This window comes from Gimesia sp. (assembly GCF_048262075.1).
GTDB lineage: Bacteria > Planctomycetota > Planctomycetia > Planctomycetales > Planctomycetaceae > Gimesia.
This window is the reverse complement of sequence record NZ_JBLXFK010000021.1, coordinates 1-22,867: the sequence shown is the minus strand read 5'-3', so window position 1 is coordinate 22,867 and position 22,867 is coordinate 1. Positions and strand designations below refer to the sequence as shown.

Here is a 22,867-nt window from a genome sequence, read left to right as displayed (position 1 = left end):
ATCTACTGAATGAATTATCCATTCAATCAGAATAATCAGAACAAAAGAAAAACGATCTTAACGATTATTCCGGTTAGTGAATGAATTTCGTTCAATTAAGGCGTGGGATAGATGCGGTTCCAGTCTTTCCGCATATCAATCACGGTCCAGCCTTTCTCCGTTCCCTCGTCAAGGACCTTATCGAGTTGGCCGATGGGTGAGTTGCGGTCGTAGGCGTATTCCCGTTTCGCATCGGTGTGGTGGACGAGGGCTTTAAAGGTATTCGGCTTACGATCCGTCCACTGCAGCATCTGCAGATCACCGTCGGAGTTGCCGAACGCCATCACCGGAGCACGCCCGATGAAGCGATGAATGCCGACCGGTTTACCCTCTTTGTCATCAATGAAGTCAATCTCCGCCAGTCGGGCAAGGACGGGTTTGCCATCACGCTCTTCCAGTTTCACTTTGATAATACTGCCGATGACCTGCTCGGGGGGGATGCCATAAACGTCTTCGGCCCAGACCCGGAGGAAGTCGACGCCCCCGCCAGAGACGATATAGGTTTTGAAGCCATTTGCACGCAGAAACTTGAGTACTTCCAGCATAGGCTGGTAGACTAATTCTGTGTAAGGCAAATTTTTTTCAGGATGACGGGCGGTTTTAATCCAGTCACGCACGGTCTCCTCAAATTCGTCGGTGGTCATCCCACTGTGTGTGACTGCCATGATTTTGAGTAAACCGTCTTTACCGGAAGCAGCGACTGCTTTGAGATCATTTTCCAGAATGGCTTTAAAGGGCTGTTCGGTTTTCCATTCCGGATGCTGGTCGGCGAGTGCTTTGACCCGATCCAAAGCGAACAGCAGTTGAAAATAAGCGGGCTGTTCAGACCAGAGGGTGCCATCATTGTCGAAGACGGCGATTCGATCCTTTGGCGGAACATACAGCGGGCAGCCATCATTGGTTGCGCATTTGACGAAGTTGATAATCGCGTCTTTCGCTGGTCCGGCGTTCCAGGAAGGTAGAGGGTCTGCAGCGGAGACGGTGTGACTGGCAAAAAGAAGACTTATCAAAAGAAACAGTAAAAGGAGTGAGTGTCGCATGAAATGATCCCTTCACTGGATTCTGGGAACAGGGGAAAACAGAACAGACGGCTGAAGTGAACAATCAAATCAGCCGTCTGTCTTTTTTATTACGAACTGCTGGGTCATCTGCCGCTGGCAGCGTCCTCAATCGTCTTTTTGATTTTTTCCAGGTTGAAGGAACCGGGAGACTGGCTGGGCGGATATTCCTGCATCGTCTTCAGGAAATTTGCTGCGATCTGCTGCATCGGGACGATGACATACACGCGATCGATAAACCAGTCATTATAAGTGGTCGCATTGTGTTGCGCTTTTTCAAACGGATCTCTTCTGAGATGAAACAGGAGCGGCACGCGTAATTCGGTAAACGGTTCCCGCCAGACCTCAAATGCCATCCCGCGATTTTCCAGGAAGACGGCTTTCCAGTCTCCAGCCCGGATCGCTACGATTTGTCCGTCATCATTCACGTACATGAACTCTTTACGCGGTGGTTCTTTCGTTTTTCCGGAGAGATAATCAAGTTGATCGTGGCCGTCGATATAATTGCGATACTTCCGGCCGTTGAGTTCGACTCCCTGTTTCAGTTTGTCTTTAATTTTGGTATCGCCGGCGACAGCCGCAAATGTCGGCAGCCAGTCTTCGTGTGAGACGATTCCATTCAGCGTTTTTCCAGCCGGAAAATGATCAGGCCAACGAACGAAAGCCGGGACACGATATGCGCCTTCCCAGTTTGAATTCTTTTCATTACGGAATGGTGTCGTCGCGGCATCAGGCCAGGTGTTGTAGTGCGGACCATTATCGGTCGAATAAAGTACGATGGTATTGTCGGCGATGCCCAGATCGTCCAGCACTTGCAGGAGTTCACCGACCTGCATATCGTGCTCGACCATCCCGTCATGGTATTCATCGCCACTGGGCCCACTCAGACCGCGATGTTCTTTTTTAACGTGCGTGCGGAAGTGCATGCGGGTTCCGTTCCACCAGCAGAAGAAAGGTTTTCCGGCAGCGTTTTGCTCTTTGATAAATTTCTTGGCAGCAGCGACGGTTTCTTCGTCGATGGTTTCCATACGTTTTTTAGTCAGTGGGCCGGTATCTTCAATTTTCTGACTACCATCTTCCAGAGCCCAGGAGTGAATGACGCCCCGTGGTCCATACTGCTCTTTAAATGTTTTACCGTTAGGTAGTACGAGATCAGCTGGATAGTCTTCGTGTTCAGGCTCTTCTTCGGCATTCAGGTGATAGAGGTTGCCCAGGAATTCATCAAAACCATGTGCTGTCGGGAGGTGTTCATCCCGGTCTCCCTGATGATTTTTACCAAACTGACCGGTGGCATAACCGTTACTTTTTAAAACTGTTGCCATCGTAACGTCGGTTTTCTGCCAGCCTTCTTTGGCACCGGGCAGACCGACTTTAGTCATTCCGGTCCGCACTGGTACATTCCCTCCAATAAACGCAGCACGACCTGCTGTACAGCTTTGCTGTCCGTAGTAGTCAGTGAAGGAAATTCCTTCTTTTGCAATCCGGTCGATGTTGGGGGTTTGATAGCCCATCATGCCACGATTGTTGTGGCTGATGTTCCAGGTGCCAATGTCGTCTCCCCAAATGACGAGGATGTTGGGCTTGTCGGCAGCGGACAGAGTCGATGCGCAGCAGAACAGCAGCAGAACGCACGCTGGTAGCTTGAGTGTGCTGGTTTTCATGTGAGGTTCCTCAGATACAGAATTGGCGGAGAGACCGAATGGCCTGGGTTATTAAATTGGCCCGATTTGGTTTTAGCCAGATGTGAGAGTTTTCAAAGTGATCAAATTTGAGAATTCAAAAAGACGGATCATTTGGTAGAAACTCTGACTACCTTTGATGCTATCCGGTTTATTTTGGGAAGTCCAATTAAAATTGAAAGAAGAATGGAGATAGCACGTTTCAGGAGTGAGGTGGTTCAGTTGAGAGAAAAGGGCGGTTCAGCAGATGACGTCACATCTCAAGCGTCATTTAAATGATGCTCACAATGAGAAACAGGCTGCTTACAAGAAATAGTAAGCAGCCTGTTTGGGTTTAAACGCATCGTGTCAACTGGATTAATCCTGGAAGAAGGGATGCTGTGCATCGCCGGCACTGATCAGATAGGCGATCAGGTCGAGGATTTCGTCTTTCGTCATGCGGGCGAATAGATCGGCGGGCATGGGTGAAGTTTTGGAAACCACCAGCTCGTCAATCGTCTTGCGGTCAATGTTGACCCGTTTGTTGGGGTCGGTCAGATCTGTATTCAGAGTCATGTTATCACCGCTCAGATTCACGACAACGCCGGTATGTACTTTGCCGTCTTCCGTCACGACTGAAATCGCGGAAAACTGTTCGTTGATAACTTTGCTGGGGTTGATCACCTGATCCAGCAGATCGTGAGGTGAGTAACGGCGTCCGGCTGATGTCAGATCGGGGCCGGTCATGCCGCCCTGGTTACCGAAACGATGACAGGCGTAACAGCCTGTCGCAGCGAACATTTTCTGTCCGTTGACGAAGTCGCGTTTCTTCATTTCTTTACTGGCGGCCGCGGAGAGTTCTTCGAGCGTCCATTTGTTTGTGGGCCGTCCGGCGAAGACTTCGCCCAGATTTTCGAGAGCAGATTTCTTTACCGGTTTTTTCGCGAGAATTTCAGCCAGTTCAGTTTTTTGTTCTTCACTGAGTGAAGCGACCGCGTCGTTCCGTACGAACTCGATGAATTTATCGAAGCTCGCGCCCCCTTTGTAGTTGGCAGCTTTCAGGAACCATTCAAAGTAAGCTTTGTGGAGTTCTGGCGTCCAACCGGCCTGCAGCATGCGGATGGAGCGGGCATACTGCATCTGCTCTTCCTGTGTCGGTGCTGACTGAATCAATGCGATTGCTTTTTCAGCGAGTGTGGGTGACTGCAGCCAGGCAAGTGTTTCACATAACAGCCAGTTTAACTCGGGTGATTTTGCGGGAAACTGTGCATCAAATTTCTCGATCAGCTTCGCCACGGTTGCGTCGTCGGGTTGACCAAAGCGATTCAAAATAATCTGTAAGGCACGTTGCAGCGTTAACTGCTGTGACAGATCGAGATGGGAGTCATCAATATTGATGATGGCGGATAGCAGTTTGTCCCGCATGGCAGTGTCCACTTCGGGAGTCTGCTCGTTACGATGTTGTGGACAGACGCCTGTCACGCGGGCCAATGCCAGTAAGGCTTCGACCTGTCTGGCAGGGTCGGATTCGGTGAGTGCTTTTTCAGACCAGGTATCGGTGGGCTGATGCTCAACGGCCGTGCGTGCGGCGAATCTGATGAAGCGGTCTTGATCAGCGAGGTATGGCCAGGCGACTTCGATTGCTTCGGGATCCTGTTTGCCATGAAAGGCTTCCAGTGTCTGACGGGTTTTGCGTGCTTTGTTTTCTGTCGGTTTTGCCTGGACTGGTTCAGTTGATTCATCGCCCACATAAGTGACCCGGTACAAACCAGACTGCACACGACGTCCGCCGATGGTGAAATACATGGCGCCATCCTGCGGATGAATAATGGCGTCGGTAATTGGCAGTGGCGCGCCGGTCACGAATTCTTCTTTGGTAGCGGTGTAGGAAGAACCTTCCGGTTTGAGGTGAATGGCATAGAGTTTCCCCCAGCTCCAGTCGAGTGCGTACAGCGCGTTCTGATATTTCGCAGGGAACTTTGCACCGTAGCCGAACGTCATGCCAGTCGGAGAACCAGGGCCGATATCCAGAACGCCTGGCAGATTGTCTGCATAAAAGGGAGGTCGTTTGCCTGCTCCGTTGCGCCAGCCGAATTCTGCTCCGCTGGTGACGTGGCAGATACGCGTGGGACGGTACCAGGGGGTATTAAAATCGTATTCCATGTCAGCATCGTAGGTAAACAGTTCCCCATCCCGATTGACGGCAGCGTCAAAAATGTTTCGGAATCCGGAAGCATAGGCTTCGAATTTCTGGCCATCGGGAGAAACACGATAGATAATTCCGCCAGGCGCCAGTACGCCTCGGTTATGGCCTCGGCCATCGGGCATGCTGGGCAGGAGGTGATCTTCACCCCAGACCTGGCGAACGGGGGAACTGTCGGCCAGTGTGGGGGGGATCGTGTTATTTCCGGTCACCAGATAAAAGTCTTCGCCATCGGGAGTAGGCATGAGAGCGTGCACGCCGTGATCACTGTGGGATTCGACTTCCTGCAGTAATTCGACCTGATCCAGTTGATCGTCGCCGTTACTGTCGGAAATACGATACAGGCCGGAGGCGATTTTGCGTTCGTAATCGTTGACGCCAACATAGAGTGCACCGTCGGACCAGAGCATCCCATTGACGCCTCGAATCCCGGCGGGAATTTTCTCCACGTCTTCTGCTTTCACTTCTTCTCCCGCGGGAGGGAGCGTGATGCGATACAGTCCGCCGTACTGGTCGCTGACCAGCAGGCGTCCTTTATCGTCTGTGCAGAGATTGACCCACGATCCCTGGTCTTGACCGGGGACGGAGTACAGCAGTTCAACCTTGAATCCTTTGGCGGCTGAAATGCGGTCGATGGGGGTGGCTTTATTGCCGCCAATGGCGGCGCCGACTTCTTTCTTAGGAGCCGGTTTTTTTTTCTTTACTTTTTTTTTTGGATTCAGTTCTTTGATTTTCACGTTACGCCAGCTGACCTGTTTGCCGACTTTTTCAGGATGATTGCCTACGCCGTGCACCTGCAGGGCGATGAAACCTTTGGAGGTCAGGTCATCTTTGAGGTCTGCTGCGGGCACGCCATTGATCCAGGTTTTGATCGAGTTCCCACGGCAGACAATGCGGTAATGATTCCACTCGTTCTGCTTGAAGGCTTTCTGGGCGGCTTTGTTGTCAGCGAGGTTGTTTAACCAGCCACGTCGGCCTTCATCGTAAATACCACCTGACCAGGCGCGGTCGGAGGGATCAATTTCGACCTGGTATCCGTGCACACGACCGGCGGCGATTTTGATTTTCTTATCTTTGCCGTTCGCGTCTTTGGTTTCGAGGGTTTTGTCTGTATCGTAGACATTGCTGCGGATCTGGATTCCCGAGTTCAACAGCGGGTCGACTTTGAAGTCCACCTGCAGTTCGAAATCGTCGTACATCTTTTGGGTGCAGAGAAAGCTGTTGGGAGTTTTCGGGACTGAAGTGCCCACGATCGTATTTTCTACAATATCGTATTTGGCTTTACCGCCATGCTGAACCCAGCCATCAAGATTCTTGCCGTTGAACAGCGGGGTGAAGCCTTTATCGTCGGCGTGTGTGGTTACGGTAAACAGCAATGCGAGGCAGATCGCAGAGAGAGTAGCGAGTCGTTTCATAACGTATCCATCGGGTTATCAGGAATAAAAAGGTGACTGGCAAGGGACATCATTGATTTGCCAGTCAATGCAGGAATCGAGGACTTCTGTGGGGGCGATCATCGCTGTGCTTCTCAATCACTTGTGCTTGAGAAGACTGACACTGTTCCTGATGGAAAACAGTATCACGGAAACATCAAAAACTCGATGATCACAATCCATTATGACCATACCGTGAGGATGATACCAGTCAAAACAGATCGTTTTCATCTGGTTCTCTGGCTGTTCAGTAAGTTACTGAATTGAGTTAATAAATGGGGTTTGAGTGTGTTCTGCTACTAAACTCTGAAAAGAATGAACTGTTGTCTGTAGCAGTGCTCTGCCATTTATTCAATCCGGTTAAGAATCAGCAGTCGAAAGTCCATAACCTGGCTTCCGGGAATTTCCAGTGCCCGCAAAGTGAGCAAGCTCGTCCCTTTGGGTAACGTGATCTTCCCCAGTGTCATCGGTTTGAAATCCTTAACGAACGATTCGGATCGAACGGCGCGGTCCTGCGCTGCGCCCTCCAGTGGCGGATCGTGGGCCTGAGTGATCTGTCCCTGCAGTTTACTGCCTTTGAAACTCAGTTCTACGGTTGAGCCGAGATCTGCCTGCGGACAAGTATAGTACAGGATTGCTTCATAAACGCCGGCTGTGTCGACTTCTGCATTCCAGGTGATACTGTCACTGGTACTGGTCCAGTGATAAAAGTAGGAGCAGTTGGGATGCCGGGAGGAGCGTTTGATCTCACCGTGTGAGATCGCATCGCGGACGGGTAATTGTGTGGAGCGTGCGCCATCATAGCCGATTAAAAATGGTCGCGTGTCTTCAGGGTAACCGTTCGGCCAGACAGACTGTCTCCAGTCTGCGACTGCCTGCTTCAGCTTTGTGGTGATTTCGGGTTTCTGTTTCGCGATGTTGTTTCGCTGACCGGGATCGGCGTGCATGTCATACAGTTCTCCTTTGCGAGACAGGCGGTATTGATCGGTGCGGACGCTGACGCGATTGCGCAGGCTGGAGAAAATCATGCGCTCCGGCCAGTTTGCTTTTGAATTCATCATCAATGGTTTGAGACTGACGCCATCAATGGGCTTGGGTTCGGGACGCTGGATGCCTGCCAGATCGGTCAATGTGGGGAACAGGTCGATCGCACCGGCGATCTGATTGACCTCGTGACCGGCGGGCAGATGTCCGGGCCAGCGGATCACGAAAGGGGAACGGACGCCCCCTTCATCAAGCGAACCTTTTTTGCCTTTCATATCCCCGTTCCAGCGAACCCCGTTCGGGCCATTGTCGGAGAAATAGATCACGATGGTCTCGTCGGTGATTCCCAGGCTGTTGAGCTTATCCAGCACGCGTCCCACATTCCAGTCAACATTCTCACACATGGCGAGCGCTGCGCGGAGGTGATCGGGCTGTTCTCTGTCTGGTTCCCGGTTATGCAGCTTGAGCTGTTTGTCTTTGAAACGATCCCAGTACTGGTCGGGAACCTGCATAGGAGAGTGGGGAGTGCAATAGGGCAGGTAAGCGAAAAACGGTTTCTTGTTCTGAACCTGTTGATCAATGAACGCCATGGCTTTGTCGGTCAGGTCATCGGTGATGTAGCCGTTCCCTTTCACAAATGTACCATTGTGATCCAGCATGGGACTGAAGTAGTGTCCCCAGTGACCGGAGGTGAAACCGTAGTACTCGTCGAAGCCTTTGGCGTTGGGATGGTTGGGGTACTGGGTGCCGTTATGCCATTTCCCAAAGGCACCCGTGGCATAGCCGGCGGCTTTGAAAGCCTGGGCGATCGTGTATTCATCGGAATTGAAGCGTTCCTGTCCGGTGGAGACGCCGGTGGTTCCGGTGCGGGCATGGTAGCGTCCTGTCAGAAATGCGGCGCGAGTCGGTGCGCAGACTGCGCCGACATAAAAGTGGTTGAACTTCACACCTTCTTTTGCCAGCAGATCGATGTTTGGCGTGTGCAGGTTGGAATTGCCGTTATGGCTGAGGTCCCCCCAGCCCTGATCGTCGGCGAGGAAGATCACTATGTTGGGATGAGGCGTTTTCTCTGTTGCCGGCCTGGTTTGAGTTTTCTTGGCGGGTCTGTTTTTGTTTTCTGCTGCTGGCAGACTGCCGGACAGAATGCAGACCAGTAGACCCAGAGATAAAAAATATTTCATAGGGATGCGCTTTGCTGAACAGAGGATGCAATCGTCAATTTATGAACGGATGGAATTCAGTGTTATTGAAATCGGTCTTTTAATCGACAAGTCTCATGATACCTGATGAAGGCGGTCGGATCACGTTTCAGTCAGAAGAAATCAAAAGTTCGCTGAGAATGGAACAGTCTCGTTTTACAGATGAGTTTCAGAGTGTAATCGCTCCCTTGATCTGTGTTTGTCTTCAAATTTCAACAAAGTCCTGCGTCTGCCTTATTCGTCATTATCCGACTTAACTTTGTTGAAAAAATGCCTGTTCGGGTAAAACATTCGTTTCTGAAGAAATCTGAACTATCGTGAGGGTAGGGGACCGCGTTTAAATAGTGGGTACGGGGGACAGCCAAAGAAATATCTACAGTCTGCAGGTAACAAACGCGTGAAGAAAGCTGCTGCTCTATTGAAGATGTGTGTCACGAACCTGGGGAAAATCTATCCCCATCCCTGGTTGGCGCTGTTTTTTCTGACGCTGGCAGTCTGCGAACTGAGTTTACTGTCATTCCACCCCAACAGCTTCTGGAATAATTCCAGCCTGGTCTGGTATGAAACATTGACGCTGGTGGGGCTCTCTGTTTTAACGTGGGCTTCGTTCAGTTGGATTGTGTGGTGGCTGCTGGCACTCGCTCGTTCTTCACCAGTGGGAAAAATCAAAGGTGTGATACTGTTCGCCTTGCTGGCGGTCTGTCTCAGTAGCGGACTGCTGTTTTATGTTTGCAGCTGGGTCTTCTTTTGGCGCACCGGTGCGTTTCTGGACTGGGAAGCGCTGACCTTTGGCGGAAGTAATCTCCTGATGATCGGCCATTATCTGTGGCAGTCAGAACAGACATCGCTGTTGCTGGCCGCAGCAGTTTGTGTGTTCGGTTTCTGTCTGACTGTTTACAGTTTCAAGCGGCTTCACCGAGTTACTGATACATTTCAGCTGGACTGGTCGAGTGCAAAAATTGGCCGACGCACGGTTTTTTTAACTGTAGAGCTGGTATTCGTGCTGGTACTGATTTCGTCCCTTAATCAGAACAGCATGTTGGCTACGATTGAATGGTGGAATCATGCAGGCCCGGATTGTCATTATGAATTACGGACGCGGTTGAGTCCCGTGTTGACGATGACTGTTAAGTCTGCGATGCAGGCCTGGCAGAACGATGAGGTCGAGGGCGAACTGACTGCTGAGGAAGCAGGTCCGCCCCGTTCCACGCCTTACGAAGCGAATCAGCGGCTGAAAGACTCTACAGAGCAATATTCCGTGATTTATATTGCCATTGAAGCCTTACGCAGTGATGTGGTGTTGCTGAAGCATCAGGGACAGGATGTGATGCCTCATCTGAATCAGCTGGCGCGAAAGGGGATCAATTTCACACGCTGTTATGCGCAGAGTACCCATTCGAATTACGCGGACCCTTGTCTGTTCAGTTCGCTGTATCCTCTACGAAACACCGGGCATCATTATTACTCCCGTACCGATCCCTGGCCGAAAGTCATGTTGTACGATGTGCTCAAGCAGCATGGATATGCGACCGCCATCTATTCTTCACAGAATGAGACCTGGGGACACATGGATGCGATTCTGGAGAGCCCTGACCTGGATGTCTTCTTTGATTCGCGCAGTTATGACGGGGCGACGCGTGTCTCGGAAAAAGATGTCGGTTTTGCCCGCTATGCGCAAGAGTCTCACGTCGCCGGCAAGCTGGATGATGCGATTACTGTGGAGCAGGCCATCGACTGGATTTCCCGCCAGGAAGCGAAACAGCAGCCTTTTGTGCTGTGTATGAATCTGCAGAGTTCCCATTTTCCCTATGAGCTTCCATCGGGGCAGACTGGTCCGTTCCAGCCAGCGACGATCGATTTTCCTGCATCGTTTGTTTCTTACCCGAAAGATAAAATTCCGGTGATGCGAAATGCCTACTATAATTCCCTGCATTATATCGATGAGCAGATTGGTAAACTGGTGACGTATCTGGATGCGCATCAACTGCGAGACAAAACGATTCTGGTACTGGCGGGCGACCAGGGGGAGGCGTTTTATGAAAATGGCTTTCCTACGCATGCCGGGCCTCCCTTTGAGCCAACGATTCGTACTGCACTGGTATTCGACGCGCCCAACCAGCAGACTGCTCAAACGATCGATTACCTGACACAGGCGATTGATATTGTGCCTACCATCTGTGGCCTGTTGGATGTTCCCGTGCATCCCTGTTTTCAGGGAATCGATGTGCTTTCTCCGGAACGTCCTGCAGAAGATCGACGGTTGGCGTTCGTGCATTGTCAGTCGACGATCGGCAAAAGTGACGCTGTCATCAGCGGAACCGGCTGGAAACTGATTCACGACAGAGAGAAGGAGACAACCAGCCTGTATCATCTGAACAAGGATTCCGGAGAAACAACAGATGTGTTGCAGGAAGAACCGGAGATAGCAAAACAGCTTGCCGGGTTGTTACAGCAGTGGCGTCGACAGCAGTTACTATACTATCAGAACCCGGCCAGCTATGGCTGGTACTATCCACCCCGTACACCAAAAGTCATCACTGAGCCACAGTTGCTCAAGGATAAACACGACTGATTGACCTCGGCGTTCTGGCTGAGAAGGTATTCCCAGGCCGAAATCATTTCATTGGTGAATATAGAGAAACGGCTTTGATCAGCGTGAAAACATCGTGGCAATCCTTGTCCCGTAGTTCCTGTCGATGCAGCTTAAACAGGAGTGTCACGACTGGATTCAAGACTTTAATCTCACGTATTGAAATTTCATGATGACTTTTGGGCCAGGTGATGCGTGGATCACGGCGATAGATGACCGTGTCAGCGCTGTCATCATAGACCATCAGTTGCAGAACCCAGTGAGTTCTGTCTTTGCTGGTTATCCAGATATCATGTATGCGTTCCGGAACCTCAAGTCCATTCCAGGCGACAAGCTGACCGGGTGGGTCACAGAGAAATATCCGCGATTGTTCAATGGATTTCAAACAGGTAAAAAGGTCTGATCGGAAGAGACCGATATCGGTATCATGGTGTTCTCGGGTTGTCTTCGCGAGTATCCAGTCGATGGAGCATCCGCCACACAGAACCCAGTTGGTGAAGCTACCAAGTGTTGCTTGAATGTCTGGTACGGGAAGCGGTTGCCAGTAGTCAACTGATGGGATCATGGCTTCACGTCGATTCTGGTGTTGCTCAGAACAGCGCCGTCAATGGTTTGGAGTCATCGAGCAGATGATAGGGGCGGTCCAGTTTGTCGTACGCGATGAGGTCGTCGATGCCCATGGCGTGGTAGACGGTATGGGTGACGTCAGCAGGGGTGACCGGGCTGTTAAGCGGATATTCGCCGTAACGATCGCTGGCACCAAAGGTCTGTCCACCCTGGATTCCGCCACCCGCGAGGACGTCGGTCAGGCAATGTGTCCAGTGATCGCGTCCGGCGCCTGATATTCCGCCGGAACGGGGGTCGCCGATTTTGGGTTTGCGGCCCATTTCGCTGGTGACCATGACCAGGGTTTCATCGAGCAAACCACGGTCGTTGAGATCTTCAATCAAAGCAGAATAGGCGCGGTCGAATTCGGGGAGCAGATTTTCTTTCAGGCAGTTGAAGTTATTGCCGTGTGTATCCCAACTGCCGGCGCTCTTGCATTTTTTACCCAGTTTGTTGAGGTCCCCTTTCCAGAAGACAGTGATGAAGGGGACTTCCGCTTCCACCAGTCGTCGAGCGACCAGCAGGCTCATGCCGTTGATGGTTTTTCCATAGCGTTCCATGGTGGCCTGTGATTCCTGCTCCAGGTCAAAGGCGGAGGTGGACTCGGAGGAAAGCAGCAGTGAGAGGGCACGTTCCTGATGCCGGTTCATCGTGGTGACTTCGGCGAAGCTGTCATAGTGACGACGGGCGGTATCGAGCTGTTTCAGAAGTGACATGCGCTCGGTCAGTCGATCGGCTGTGACATCCCCTTCGAGGGACATGGCGGGACCGCGCAGTTTGAGTGGTTCTTCGCGGGTTCCCTGAATGTACATGGGGTCGTGTTCAACGCCGATACGAGCAGCGAATTGACCGGGTCGGGTGTAGGGGGCGCGGCTGGGCATGTGCGGCAGTGAAATCGCGTTCGGCAGACTCTTGTGTGAGGGACGTCGTGATGCGACGACAGATCCCATGTAAGGCCAGTCGTCCGGCATGGGGGTGCGGTTATTGCCGAGTGTGATAAAGGACTGATCGGGAATGTGTCCGGTCAGATTGTAATAGTAGCCGGCGTGATGGTCGTTCGTGTTGACGGTTGCACCAACGGAATTGATCACGGCGAGATGATGTGCCTGTTTGGAGAGCATCGGCAGATGCTCGCAGAGTTGGACGCCCGGTGCAGAAGTCTGAATGGGAGAAAACATCCCACGGTAGTTGGACGGCGCCTGGGGTTTCATGTCCCACATGTCGAGATGCGAAGCACCGCCACACAGAAAGAACAGAATGGTGGATTTGGCAGTTTTGCGTCCCGGCGCTGTCTGAGTCTGAGGAGCAGACTTAACGGAAGCGGGTTTCCCGAACGACATGCCGGCAAAGCCGAGTCCCGATGCCACCAGAAATTGCCGTCGTTGCATATCGCGTTCCTCTGTTGTGAAACAGGAGTCCGGTATAGACTCAATGGTATCATGTGCAGTGTAAACAGCGCACGTCTCATATCACAGCGCACGTCTCATATCTGCTGATGTTTATGTTAACATTCTTTCCAATTTAAGTCCAGCACGACCTTTGAATCCTGTCGGGAAATGTTCAGGTCGTTATTATTGGAATAACTGGTAGTTTCAGTTGGGGGAGAGGATCACTGTCTGTTCTCCTTGCATCGTCCATTTCTGTGGCCTGTTTTGAGGAAAATCTTGCGTGAATTCCCCGCCGGATCAGCCAGATGAACCGGAAAATTCTTCAGCAACTCTATGATTGTCACACAGACTCCTGCTGCTTATGAAAGGTATTTCATGTCTTTATCGTGTTTCCGTGTCCTGGTTGTATTCTTCTGTTTCCTGATGATCACAGTCGTCGAAGCAGGCGGGAATCCAGACATCAATCAACGGGCGATTGACGAATTGAAGTCGGGAAAAACAGATGTGGCATATGCATCCTGGTGGGGTTTTCAGCGAGAAGATTCGACAGCAGCGTTGCAGGCGGCGATTCATTCCGGTGCGAAAAAAGTGATCGTGGAGAAAATGAACGGGCCGTGGATTGTGGCACCGATCCAGCTGGCCAGTGATCAGGAAATCTTCTTTGAAGAAGGTGTCGTGGTTCAGGCGAAAAAAGGGGAATTTAAAGCAGCCACCGCCTCGTTGTTTACCGCTTCACTGAAGAAGAATATTCAACTGACCGGCGCGGGGGCGATTCTGGAAATGCGGCGAGCCGATTATGCTGCAGCTCCCTATACCAAAGCGGAGTGGCGGAACGGCATCAGTGTGCGGAGTTGCAGCAACGTCACCGTTTCCGGGCTGGTGATTCGCGAAACCGGCGGCGATGGTGTGTACCTGGGTGTGGCGAAACGGGGTGTGACCAACCAGAAGATAAGGATCAGGGATGTGGTGTTTGAACGAAATTATCGCCAGGGGATCAGTATCATCAGTGCTGAGGATTTGCTGATTGAAAACACCGTGTTTAAAGAGACCTCGGGCACGGCACCGATGGCAGGCATTGATTTTGAACCGAATCATTCAGATGAATGTCTGGTCAACTGTGTGCTGCGGAACTGTGTTTCGCAAAATAACCAGGGGCCCGGTTATCTGCTATATCTGCCGAACCTGACACGGGATTCAAAGCCGGTTTCCATACGGTTTGAGAACTGTCGCAGTACAGGCAAGGGGAGGGCACTTTCCGTTACGACAAGAAATAATAAACCAGGCAGCGTGACAGGATCGATGGTTTTTGATAACTGTGCTTTTAAAAGTACCGATCAGACTCCGGTGACATTTCTCGACAAACCGGCGGACGTCTGTCCGGTCACGTTGAAAAACTGTACGATCATCGGGCCGGAGAATGATGATGCGGCGCTGCCGGTCATTCAGTTTACCGCCCGGCCCGGCGTTGTTGGTAAGATTGGAGGGGTTGCCTTTAAAGACTGTCTTGTCAAAGCCGCTGCTGTGCATCCGGTGATGATGTTTTATGATGCCTCGTATCTCTCCGCTGTGGACAATGTCACGGGGACTTTGCAGGTGCAACACAACAATCTGAATGTTCTGTATCGTCTGAATTCAGAGTTAATCCAAAAATGGATGCCAGCGAGTGAAGCGGGGAACATCACACCTTATCAGACAGGCATCAGCCGACTTCAGCCGCTGGAAGCAAATCATGAAACCAGTTCGAAGCCACGACGGATGCTGCGTCAGCGTGCCTTGTCGCAGTATCTAGTGTATGCGAAGCAGGGTGAGGACGTTTCCGTTCAATTGACTTATCATCAACTGGCCCGTTACACGGGAGATAAGATGCCTGTGAAAGTGACGGCACCTTCCGGCAAAGTGATTCCGGTCGACTCCGTGCCATTCAAACAGAGGGCGAACTGCGAATTCACGGCTCCCGAAACGGGCGTGTATCGCATCAACTGTGATCCGGGGGCAAATTTTGTCACAGTGGACCAGTCAACGCATCCGTTGTGTCTGACTTCGAATGGATCACCGATTCGTCTGATGGCTGCCACCGGTGATTTCTACTTCCACGTTCCTGCCGGGATCGAAAAGTGGGCCGTGGGTGTGTTTGGCGGCGGAGCAGGGGAACGCGTCAGTGCGACGCTGTATGATTCCACGGGAAAGCAGGTCTGGTCAGAAAAGGATATAAATACTCCGAAGTTATATACAGAAACTCACAAAACGTCCGCAACAGGAGAAACATGGCGGCTGGTGCTGGACCGTCCTTCAGCGGGGGGCTTTGAAGACCATTATGTGCTGCTGGTAGGGATTCCCTCCGTGCTGGCGCTGACACCCGGGGAATTACTGGTTCCCGCTGATCTGCCGGAGAAACAACCGGAGAAATAACCGGTAAAGAATGCAGGCCTTATGAATCAGTCTGATCTTTTTGAGAATCCGAATTCTCAAAAACCGATTTACACCAGGCCATCAAGTCTTCAGTCGTTGGCTCTGCATTCTCCTTGGGCTTTTTACCTGCATCCCTGATTTGTTGATCACGCCCTTTTTCAAACGTCTCGAACATGGAAGAGGCGACGTGGTAGCCTAGTGCGCGATAGGCTTCAAACTGATCATCATCATAGAATTGATCCGCGGTAGTCTCGTGTGGAAAATCCGGACTGTGGATGGCAAAACTCTGGACAGCGGGAGGTTCATGTTTCAGATCCTGGCGGTCATGATGCGCTTCGTTGCGAGAACCTTTATAATAATTGTGAATCAACGACGACTTTAAATAAATCAGCCAGCCAGTAGACGCTTTCGCATCCGGGCCATCCCGGTCCGGATCGGCGGGGTAATTAATCTTACCAATAAGATAATGGGCTTTGCCGGGCCCCCCTTCCTGATCAGGCCGTAATTGTGTGACATCTATTTCAACGACTACGTTTTCATCTATATAAATCTGGTTGATGGCATTGATCAGCGAGCTGAAACTGTAACCGGGGTCGCATTCGGCATCACTGGCGATAATCAGCCGGCAGCGTCTCTGGAACAGGGGGTACAGTCCGATGTTATCGCCGGTATGTCCCCCATCTGATAAATTGACTAACCGCCCTTGACTGTTTGTCGCTCCCATCAGCTCTGCGCGGAGAAACCAAGGCCACCAGATATTCTTTTCCAGCAGATAGGGGCTGAACGGAAATACTTTATGTTTCCAGTTTTCATTCAGCCATTTAGTCCTGGGTTTTTTTTCGCTGGGAAACTGTATGATATCCTGGCTGGCAGCTTGTTCCTGATCGTAAACGCGCGGATTGACGATCCAGTAACCGAGACGCACATTAAAGAGCGTCAAGGCAAAGGCACGCGCAAATGAAGTTTGGGAGCCCATATTGCTGCCAACAGCGGCCCCGGAGATGGTCATTGCTGTTGAGAGTTTTGTATCCCCGTTGCGATATTTTTTAGTAGGCACGTATCCCGTAGAACTGGAGCCGCAGTATTCCCGCGAAAAAATGAAGTGGTCTGATTTTCGGGTCCGTCGGGCCAGATCTCGTGAACCAGCCAGATTCAACGAGCAGAGGATAATGTGATAGGGGAGCGGGTTGTTAATATGGTTTCCCTGACAATTCAAATCGGCGATCTTTAGCGAACTGTCATTACGGATCAATTTCAGCTCGCCGGATTCATGGCGTTCGGTCTGCAGGTAGGTTTCCAAGAGACGGTCTCGATAAAAGTAATGAATGCTGAGTCGATTCACATCGATCAGATAACCTCCGAAGATTAGAGCAAGCAGACTGCCTGCAGTCAGCAGTAAGCCATTTTGCCAGCAGACTATCCGGCCAATTTCGATGGTCGATTCCATACACAGCATATACACAGAAAACATGAATAGCGGGACCGCGATCTGCAGGATGAGCAAGGGGATTTTCGCTGCGAATTTACCGATTAGTCCACTGTCTGATTTCGGTGCACTGCCTCTAAGTGCAAACAGCCTTGTGACGATGAAAGAGATCACACTGACGATGAGAAAGAACATCCCTGGTGGATTTTTAGAATCCGGGATATACGCTTTCAAGAACTCTGGAAAAGGTTTCAGCAGTTGATGCAGGTGTTCGCCTAGAACTGCCCAGAGGCAGAACGCCACGATCGCCAGCAGAATAAATACAATGATGGAATTAAACATAATCGCAATCGAGGCCCCTAAGAGGGAGCGGCTTTTCAGCGTCCACATCGAACTGCGTTTACTGACGATGAAAGTATAGAAGGAGGCTGCCCCCACGAAGTTACCCAGACAGAAGAGGACCGGGATCAGGAAGTGCGAAAAGGTAAAGATTTTGGGTTGTGTGGCAGAGTCACTGGCAATCACATAACCAACGTAGACTACTGCAGAAACGAGATAGAACAGTACGAAGACGGTGGTCAGGCAAGAGCGTTCCGAATAATCTTCCTTTGTCTCGCCGAGATTGCCTCCTGTATTTTTCCAGAGGGAATGCAGTAGTGGGATGCAGAAACTGAGTGCAACTCCGATCAGGAAACCGATGCCTGTGACGATTAAATGAATCGAATCCGTATCAAAAGCATCTTCCCATGATACCCAGGTGATTTTACTTAAATTTTCGGAGCCCAGATGGGGGATCGCAGTCAGGGAGATATAGGCGATGGAAAGCCCGACAACGATCAGTAAAGGCAAAGCTAACAAAAAAAACGTGGACAGGATGCCGACCAGAAATAACCCGACGGCCCGCAAAACATCTTTTCGAAACAGTCCTTCGCGCAAGACAAGAAAGCTGCCATGTTTTCGTAAGTGATGCATCTGGTCGGCGCGAGAGAGGGGGAAGTTGTCGGACAGATTGAAGTTGGTAAAGGCCTCCTGGTCAATACTTACATTGTCGTCTTCGGGCGGATTATCAGTTTCCGGGAATGTCATCAGTGATGAGAGGCATGAGCCAATGTAACCACCGCCGGAAACTGTTGTCATGTAGTCCACCAGCCGCAGACTGTTTTTACTGGCCAGTTTCTGGAGCACTCCCAGAGCAAATGTGGCCGAACGAATGCCTCCTCCCGACAAAGCTAATCCGACAGGCTGTTCTGTTTTTTTTCCGTCCAGTTTTGCAGCCTTGCGGCGCTGGTTGATATATTCCTGTTCAACTTTACGGACTTCTTCAGGTAATGTCAGTCGGCCTTTGGTGTTCTCTGTCATCTCTGTTCACCTGACTGTCTGGGGAGTTTGTATGGTTAGTACACTGCTATTCTTGCAGGTGAATACCTATGGGTGCAAACATATACTTGGGGATTTGGAATATTCTTTTAAATCAGACATTGGGGGCAAATAAACACGAGGAGAACCACCTAACCAGAATTGAACTGATTCCCCTGGCGTTAGATTTGTTCCTGTAATACTTCATTCTTAATGACCAGAGTGTCCAAACACTCAACAACTGACTGCGACACGCTGCCGTGGTAAGATCTCTTTGACTCACTGTAATCAGGAACAGGTACGTCTCATACCTGGTGCGGGCAGAGGTATTCTCTGAAAAATCGTTTCACCACTCAGGCTTGATTTTTATAATACAGCGGACAGTAATCAGGATATTTGATTCGACAATGCCTCTGGTCGATCACCCCGTTTTTTGAGAATGAGAACCAGTCAAATTCAACCGTAACAGGAAAGAGAATACTCATGGACCGTAAAGAAGCTGCGCAGTTTGATCAGGAAGTTCTGGATCTGTATGACGACTATGCACATGGACGGCTCAACCGCCGTGACTATATTAAAAAGCTCGGACTGTTTGCCGTGGGCGGGATGACGGCGGAAGCTCTGATGGCCAGTCTGAGTCCCAACTATGCCTGGGCAGAACAGGTCAAACCTGACGATCCACGCATCAAGACCGAGACGGTCACGTATCAGTCGCCAAAGGGAGCCGGCGAAATGAAAGGGCTGCTGGCCTGGCCTGCGAAGGGGAAGAAATTTCCGGCGGTGCTGGTGATTCACGAAAATCGCGGATTGAATCCGTATATTGCTGACGTTGTGCGGCGACTGGCGGTCGATGGCTTTCTGGCGTTTGCTCCCGATGCATTAACGCCCCTGGGCGGTTATCCGGGCAACGATGATGACGGGCGCGCGATGCAGGCCAAACGCGATAAAGCCAAGATGACCGAAGACTTCATCGCGGCGGCAAAGTTCCTGGATACCAATCCGCTGTCAACCGGCAAAGTCGGCGCTGTCGGCTTCTGTTATGGAGGCGGTGTGGTGTATGAACTCGCCGTAAAATTGCCCGACGTGATCGACGCGGGTGTACCCTTTTACGGAAGGCAACCCGATCTGGAAGACGTGTCGAAGATCAAAGCACCGCTGATGATCCAGAATGCTTCGCTCGACAAACGCATTATGGCCGGAGCGGGTCCGTTTGAAGCGGCGCTCAAGAAGAATGGCAAAACCTTCGAGGCTTTCGTGTATGAAGGGGCCAATCACGGCTTCCATAATGACACGACTCCTCGCTATGACGAAGCTTCAGCGAAAAAAGCCTGGGAGCGGACGGTGGCCTTCTTCAAAAAGAACCTGGCAGAAAACGACTAGTACTTTGTCAAGCTGGAAATTGAGGCTTGGGAGTGTTGTTTACGTGCTCCGCTGTCACACTCTCGTGATCTCTATCACCCCAAATTTTAAATATGACACTCCACTAGCCTGCGATCGATTTCTTCCCCGCTGTCACTTCTGATGGCAGCGGGGAAAGATGCTCGTTCCATTTCTGAATGAACCATGCAACAGGCGAGAACGCATTCTATTTTCGAATAGCATTTCTTGTTCAATTCTACGCGGTCCCACAATGCCTGGTGACGTTACAGTAAAACTGGACACAGTCTGAGGTTACTGAACAGAAAAAACTTAAGAAAATTTCGCATTCTGAATTTCCCAAAGATCATATTGCCCGCTGATCAGTGTGGGGTAGAATAGGTGTAGTATCCGAGTGACTTTATTTTTCACAGAGGAGAGTTAGATGCGAAACTATGACTTCGAATGTGTTGCCTTGCAGACCGATTGCAGTGCTCAAACGAAAGAATTTGTCGAAACTCAGTGGGATCAGGCAATTGACCGGATTGATAACTGGATTCGCACCGTCAGCATTTATCTAACCGACATAAACGGTCCGCGCGGCGGGATCAGTAAACGTTGTCGAATCGTCGTACATACGCAATCCGGAGCGCCCGTGATTGTTCAAGATACCCAGGAGCGGATTTCGACGGCGATCACGCATGCCATCAAACGGGCCGCACATACGCTGAAAAGACAGGTGGCGAAAAAACGTGAAAAAAATCGTCAGCCCCTGCATGCGATTACCGAGCCGCTACCGGAAGTCGAAGCGGAAGTTTAATCCGGCTTCTCAATAAAATCTAATGAACCCAGTGCGTCAGTCTGTTGAGGGCTGACGCACTTTTTTGGTGTACTGCTGCCTGATTCAAATCAGGGTTACTGGATCACAGTGTTTTCTGTAGATCGAAAAAAAAACGGCTGTTCGCAGGGAACAACCGTTTTTGAATTATTGGAACCAGGCACAATAAACCGGGATTCCTGTTTGCTTAATATTCGCCAATGACATTGCCGTCATTGATCAGCCCCAGGTACTCATAGGTTTCCGAGCTGATGTTTTCGCTCAGGAAGCTGATGCGTCCATCGCCGAAGAGGAAGTGGCAACCGCCGACGTGGGCACTGCTGGCGGCACCATCGGTCGCGCCTGCATTATTGATCAGGAAGTTGCCATTCGCAGACGTACGCAGACCATTGTCAGAGCGGGATCCGCGGGCACCAATCCAGATGCCTCCGTTGGCGGCTCCTTCGGTGGTCCGTTCTCCTGCCAGAAATGTGTTGCTGGTTCCGTCTGAAAAATCACGCATTCTGGTTGCAGAGTTTCCGTAAAAAGCACCTTTGTAGGTGGTTGTTGCACCGCCGGTGATGGGGCCGTCTCCGTCCCAGTCAGTCCCGACGACAGCCAGGTAGTTTGATTTTCCGTACGAACCACGGTCGGTGTTGATGCCGCCCATCGGGTCGGAAGGACAGACGTAGGGGGGCACAATATTTTTTGCCAGTGTGGTTGTGCCCACGGTTGCGGCAGTGTCACTCTGCCAGTGAACGCCAGCTCCGTTGCCGGTGGCGCCAAACATCCGAGTGGAAATGCTTTCGTATAAATTACCCTGATCCATGAAGGGGAGGATATAAGTTCCCCAGGCGATCCCCAGGCCGTTTGTCGCGCCTGTATTTGGTGCACCACTGGAAACGCCCTGGTACATGAGAGGGAAGACACGGTGTGTATCATGGTAGTTATGCAGCGCCAGACCGATCTGTTTCAGGTTGTTCTTGCAGGTGCTGCGACGAGCTGCTTCGCGTGCCTGCTGAACTGCGGGCAGAAGTAATGCGATGAGGATGGCAATAATGGCGATCACAACTAAAAGTTCGATCAAAGTAAAACCGCGTCTCTCGTTCCGTTGAGTCGTTCTCATAGTAAGTACACGTTCCTTTAAAAAAGAGGTTGAAAGCACAACCCAAGTGCTCAATCTGTGCTTAGATGGGTAGAAAAAGAGGGGAAACATTTTCAGCCGTGCTGATGATGCGCCCCGGAAATGTGCGGTATCAATCTGAAATAATCATCAAAGCTCTATGCGGCTGAGGGAATGGAACCCGGGCGATTTCAACTTGGGGCGTCCCCACCTGTTTGAACCAGCCAGCAGGAATTGCAAGATCGCAGAATGGAACCTGATGGCAGCCTGTGGTGGCTGGCAGACATCGCGCTGAATCGGTCGCTGTTTCCAGCAACAGAGAGCGGACAATCGCTGCGGCACTCAAAAAGCCGTTTAAAAATTAAGTGTATTTAAGTATATATGTGGCAGTGGTTTAACACTCCAGCTACTAATAAAATCGTACAGGAAAGATGTTACTTACCGATAAATTAATAAATTGCCCAAAATAACTTAAAGATGGAGTGTGGGAGGGGGGAGAGGTATGGCGGTGAGTTCAGTTCAATGATACTTCAGAAATTGGCAGGAATTGAAAAAGGGACAAAAGCCCTGCCCACTTTTTTCTGTTCAATCCGGTATTTTTTCATTCAACGCGTGATACCCGGTTCATTTCCACGCCTGATCACTGTACGAGACATCCCTGCTTTCTCAGACTTAACCTCGAGGTTCCCGCATGTCAAAAGTAAATCAAATCCAGAACGGAATTGACGACGAATTCACCACAGCCATTGAATGGGTTTTCACCATCATCTCAGCCATCATCACAGCAGGGATTGGCGTTGTCATTGGTGCCCTCGTGGGGTTTTTGGGTCTTTATTATTTTTGCGTCCTCATGGGAGACGGTTTCGTGCAGTCTGGCTGGGCGTTGCTCTATTTCACCGTTCCCGGTGGTATGCTGGCAGGGGGAATTCTGGGCGGTTCTCTGCCACTCTTATTTAATGCGAATTGGAAATAACCAGTCCCACAACTCCAGATGATTTTTACCAAGTCGCATTTATTTAATAGTTTTCTGCGTGATCATGAAGTCGACAGCGCTGGCTCTGTAAGTATTCACCGTGGCCGAGGCTATGTTGTTACTTTTGTTTTCAGGACTTCAACAGCAGAAAAGCAAAATTAGCCGCAGGGCGTTAGCCTAATGGCACTTACTTTAAAGTAAGTTGGTCACCCCTGACGTTTGGCATGGGATTTGCGCAGGATTCTATTC

At 50.8% G+C, this 22,867-nt stretch carries 13 protein-coding genes; 5 read left to right on the top strand and 8 right to left on the bottom strand.

All coding sequences use genetic code 11. From position 1 onward, the window contains the following. Window positions 1–95: 95 nt before the first annotated feature. The 4 genes from ACN0YH_RS25925 to ACN0YH_RS25910 all read right to left on the bottom strand — a co-directional run bounded on the left by ACN0YH_RS25925 (window position 96) and on the right by ACN0YH_RS25910 (window position 8,556). Window positions 96–1,079: an HAD family hydrolase gene (locus tag ACN0YH_RS25925; RefSeq protein WP_417382510.1), complete on the bottom strand. Its 984-nt coding sequence runs from the start codon at window positions 1,077–1,079 to the stop codon at window positions 96–98. Window positions 1,080–1,183: 104 nt separating this feature from the next. Next, entirely contained in the window at window positions 1,184–2,758 is a 1,575-nt protein-coding gene (locus tag ACN0YH_RS25920) for an arylsulfatase (protein WP_417382509.1), read from the bottom strand. A 375-nt stretch (window positions 2,759–3,133) separates the two neighbouring features. After that, on the bottom strand, window positions 3,134–6,373 hold the full coding sequence (locus ACN0YH_RS25915) for a family 16 glycoside hydrolase (RefSeq protein ID WP_417382508.1): 3,240 nt from the start codon (window positions 6,371–6,373) through the stop codon (window positions 3,134–3,136). A 365-nt stretch (window positions 6,374–6,738) separates the two neighbouring features. Next, complete coding sequence (locus ACN0YH_RS25910; RefSeq protein WP_417382507.1) at window positions 6,739–8,556, bottom strand: arylsulfatase; 1,818 nt, start codon at window positions 8,554–8,556, stop codon at window positions 6,739–6,741. A gap of 415 nt (window positions 8,557–8,971) precedes the next feature. Between ACN0YH_RS25910 and ACN0YH_RS25905 the strand changes: the two genes are divergently transcribed. Next, the gene (locus ACN0YH_RS25905) at window positions 8,972–11,146 is read left to right on the top strand and encodes a sulfatase-like hydrolase/transferase (RefSeq protein WP_417382506.1); all 2,175 of its coding nucleotides are present in this window, start codon (window positions 8,972–8,974) and stop codon (window positions 11,144–11,146) included. A gap of 43 nt (window positions 11,147–11,189) precedes the next feature. On the opposite strand, the gene ACN0YH_RS25900 is transcribed toward ACN0YH_RS25905, so the two are convergent. Next, a complete protein-coding gene (locus ACN0YH_RS25900; RefSeq protein ID WP_417382505.1) occupies window positions 11,190–11,729 on the bottom strand; it encodes a hypothetical protein in 540 nt (179 codons plus the stop codon). A gap of 25 nt (window positions 11,730–11,754) precedes the next feature. Beyond that, window positions 11,755–13,158: a DUF1501 domain-containing protein gene (locus ACN0YH_RS25895; protein ID WP_417382504.1), complete on the bottom strand. Its 1,404-nt coding sequence runs from the start codon at window positions 13,156–13,158 to the stop codon at window positions 11,755–11,757. A gap of 375 nt (window positions 13,159–13,533) precedes the next feature. Between ACN0YH_RS25895 and ACN0YH_RS25890 the strand changes: the two genes are divergently transcribed. Beyond that, window positions 13,534–15,567, top strand: a complete 2,034-nt coding sequence (locus ACN0YH_RS25890) for a right-handed parallel beta-helix repeat-containing protein (RefSeq protein ID WP_417382503.1) — start codon at window positions 13,534–13,536, stop codon at window positions 15,565–15,567. A 19-nt stretch (window positions 15,568–15,586) separates the two neighbouring features. On the opposite strand, the gene ACN0YH_RS25885 is transcribed toward ACN0YH_RS25890, so the two are convergent. Then, complete coding sequence (locus tag ACN0YH_RS25885; RefSeq protein WP_417382502.1) at window positions 15,587–18,352, bottom strand: patatin-like phospholipase family protein; 2,766 nt, start codon at window positions 18,350–18,352, stop codon at window positions 15,587–15,589. A gap of 480 nt (window positions 18,353–18,832) precedes the next feature. Here ACN0YH_RS25885 and ACN0YH_RS25880 point away from each other — a divergent pair, with 480 nt between their 5' ends. Further along, on the top strand, window positions 18,833–19,729 hold the full coding sequence (locus tag ACN0YH_RS25880) for a dienelactone hydrolase family protein (RefSeq protein ID WP_417382501.1): 897 nt from the start codon (window positions 18,833–18,835) through the stop codon (window positions 19,727–19,729). A gap of 421 nt (window positions 19,730–20,150) precedes the next feature. Further along, complete coding sequence (locus ACN0YH_RS25875) at window positions 20,151–20,525, top strand: HPF/RaiA family ribosome-associated protein (RefSeq protein WP_417382500.1); 375 nt, start codon at window positions 20,151–20,153, stop codon at window positions 20,523–20,525. 205 nt (window positions 20,526–20,730) lie between these two features. On the opposite strand, the gene ACN0YH_RS25870 is transcribed toward ACN0YH_RS25875, so the two are convergent. Then, the gene (locus ACN0YH_RS25870; protein WP_417382499.1) at window positions 20,731–21,648 is read right to left on the bottom strand and encodes a DUF1559 domain-containing protein; all 918 of its coding nucleotides are present in this window, start codon (window positions 21,646–21,648) and stop codon (window positions 20,731–20,733) included. A 688-nt stretch (window positions 21,649–22,336) separates the two neighbouring features. Here ACN0YH_RS25870 and ACN0YH_RS25865 point away from each other — a divergent pair. After that, window positions 22,337–22,618 (top strand): hypothetical protein, encoded by a 282-nt coding sequence (locus ACN0YH_RS25865; RefSeq protein ID WP_417382498.1) that lies wholly within the window; start codon window positions 22,337–22,339, stop codon window positions 22,616–22,618. Window positions 22,619–22,867 lie beyond the last annotated feature (249 nt).

What these genes read in the sequence shown, in the direction of transcription:
- ACN0YH_RS25900 (WP_417382505.1), bottom strand. Translation starts at nt 11,729, where the DNA reads ATGATCCCATCAGTTGACTACTGGCAACCGCTTCCCGTACCAGACATT.
- ACN0YH_RS25870 (WP_417382499.1), bottom strand. Translation starts at nt 21,648, where the DNA reads ATGAGAACGACTCAACGGAACGAGAGACGCGGTTTTACTTTGATCGAA.
- ACN0YH_RS25895 (WP_417382504.1), bottom strand. Translation starts at nt 13,158, where the DNA reads ATGCAACGACGGCAATTTCTGGTGGCATCGGGACTCGGCTTTGCCGGC.
- ACN0YH_RS25910 (WP_417382507.1), bottom strand. Translation starts at nt 8,556, where the DNA reads ATGAAATATTTTTTATCTCTGGGTCTACTGGTCTGCATTCTGTCCGGC.
- ACN0YH_RS25885 (WP_417382502.1), bottom strand. Translation starts at nt 18,352, where the DNA reads ATGACAGAGAACACCAAAGGCCGACTGACATTACCTGAAGAAGTCCGT.
- ACN0YH_RS25920 (WP_417382509.1), bottom strand. Translation starts at nt 2,758, where the DNA reads ATGAAAACCAGCACACTCAAGCTACCAGCGTGCGTTCTGCTGCTGTTC.
- ACN0YH_RS25925 (WP_417382510.1), bottom strand. Translation starts at nt 1,079, where the DNA reads ATGCGACACTCACTCCTTTTACTGTTTCTTTTGATAAGTCTTCTTTTT.
- ACN0YH_RS25880 (WP_417382501.1), top strand. Translation starts at nt 18,833, where the DNA reads ATGGACCGTAAAGAAGCTGCGCAGTTTGATCAGGAAGTTCTGGATCTG.
- ACN0YH_RS25875 (WP_417382500.1), top strand. Translation starts at nt 20,151, where the DNA reads ATGCGAAACTATGACTTCGAATGTGTTGCCTTGCAGACCGATTGCAGT.
- ACN0YH_RS25915 (WP_417382508.1), bottom strand. Translation starts at nt 6,373, where the DNA reads ATGAAACGACTCGCTACTCTCTCTGCGATCTGCCTCGCATTGCTGTTT.
- ACN0YH_RS25865 (WP_417382498.1), top strand. Translation starts at nt 22,337, where the DNA reads ATGTCAAAAGTAAATCAAATCCAGAACGGAATTGACGACGAATTCACC.
- ACN0YH_RS25890 (WP_417382503.1), top strand. Translation starts at nt 13,534, where the DNA reads ATGTCTTTATCGTGTTTCCGTGTCCTGGTTGTATTCTTCTGTTTCCTG.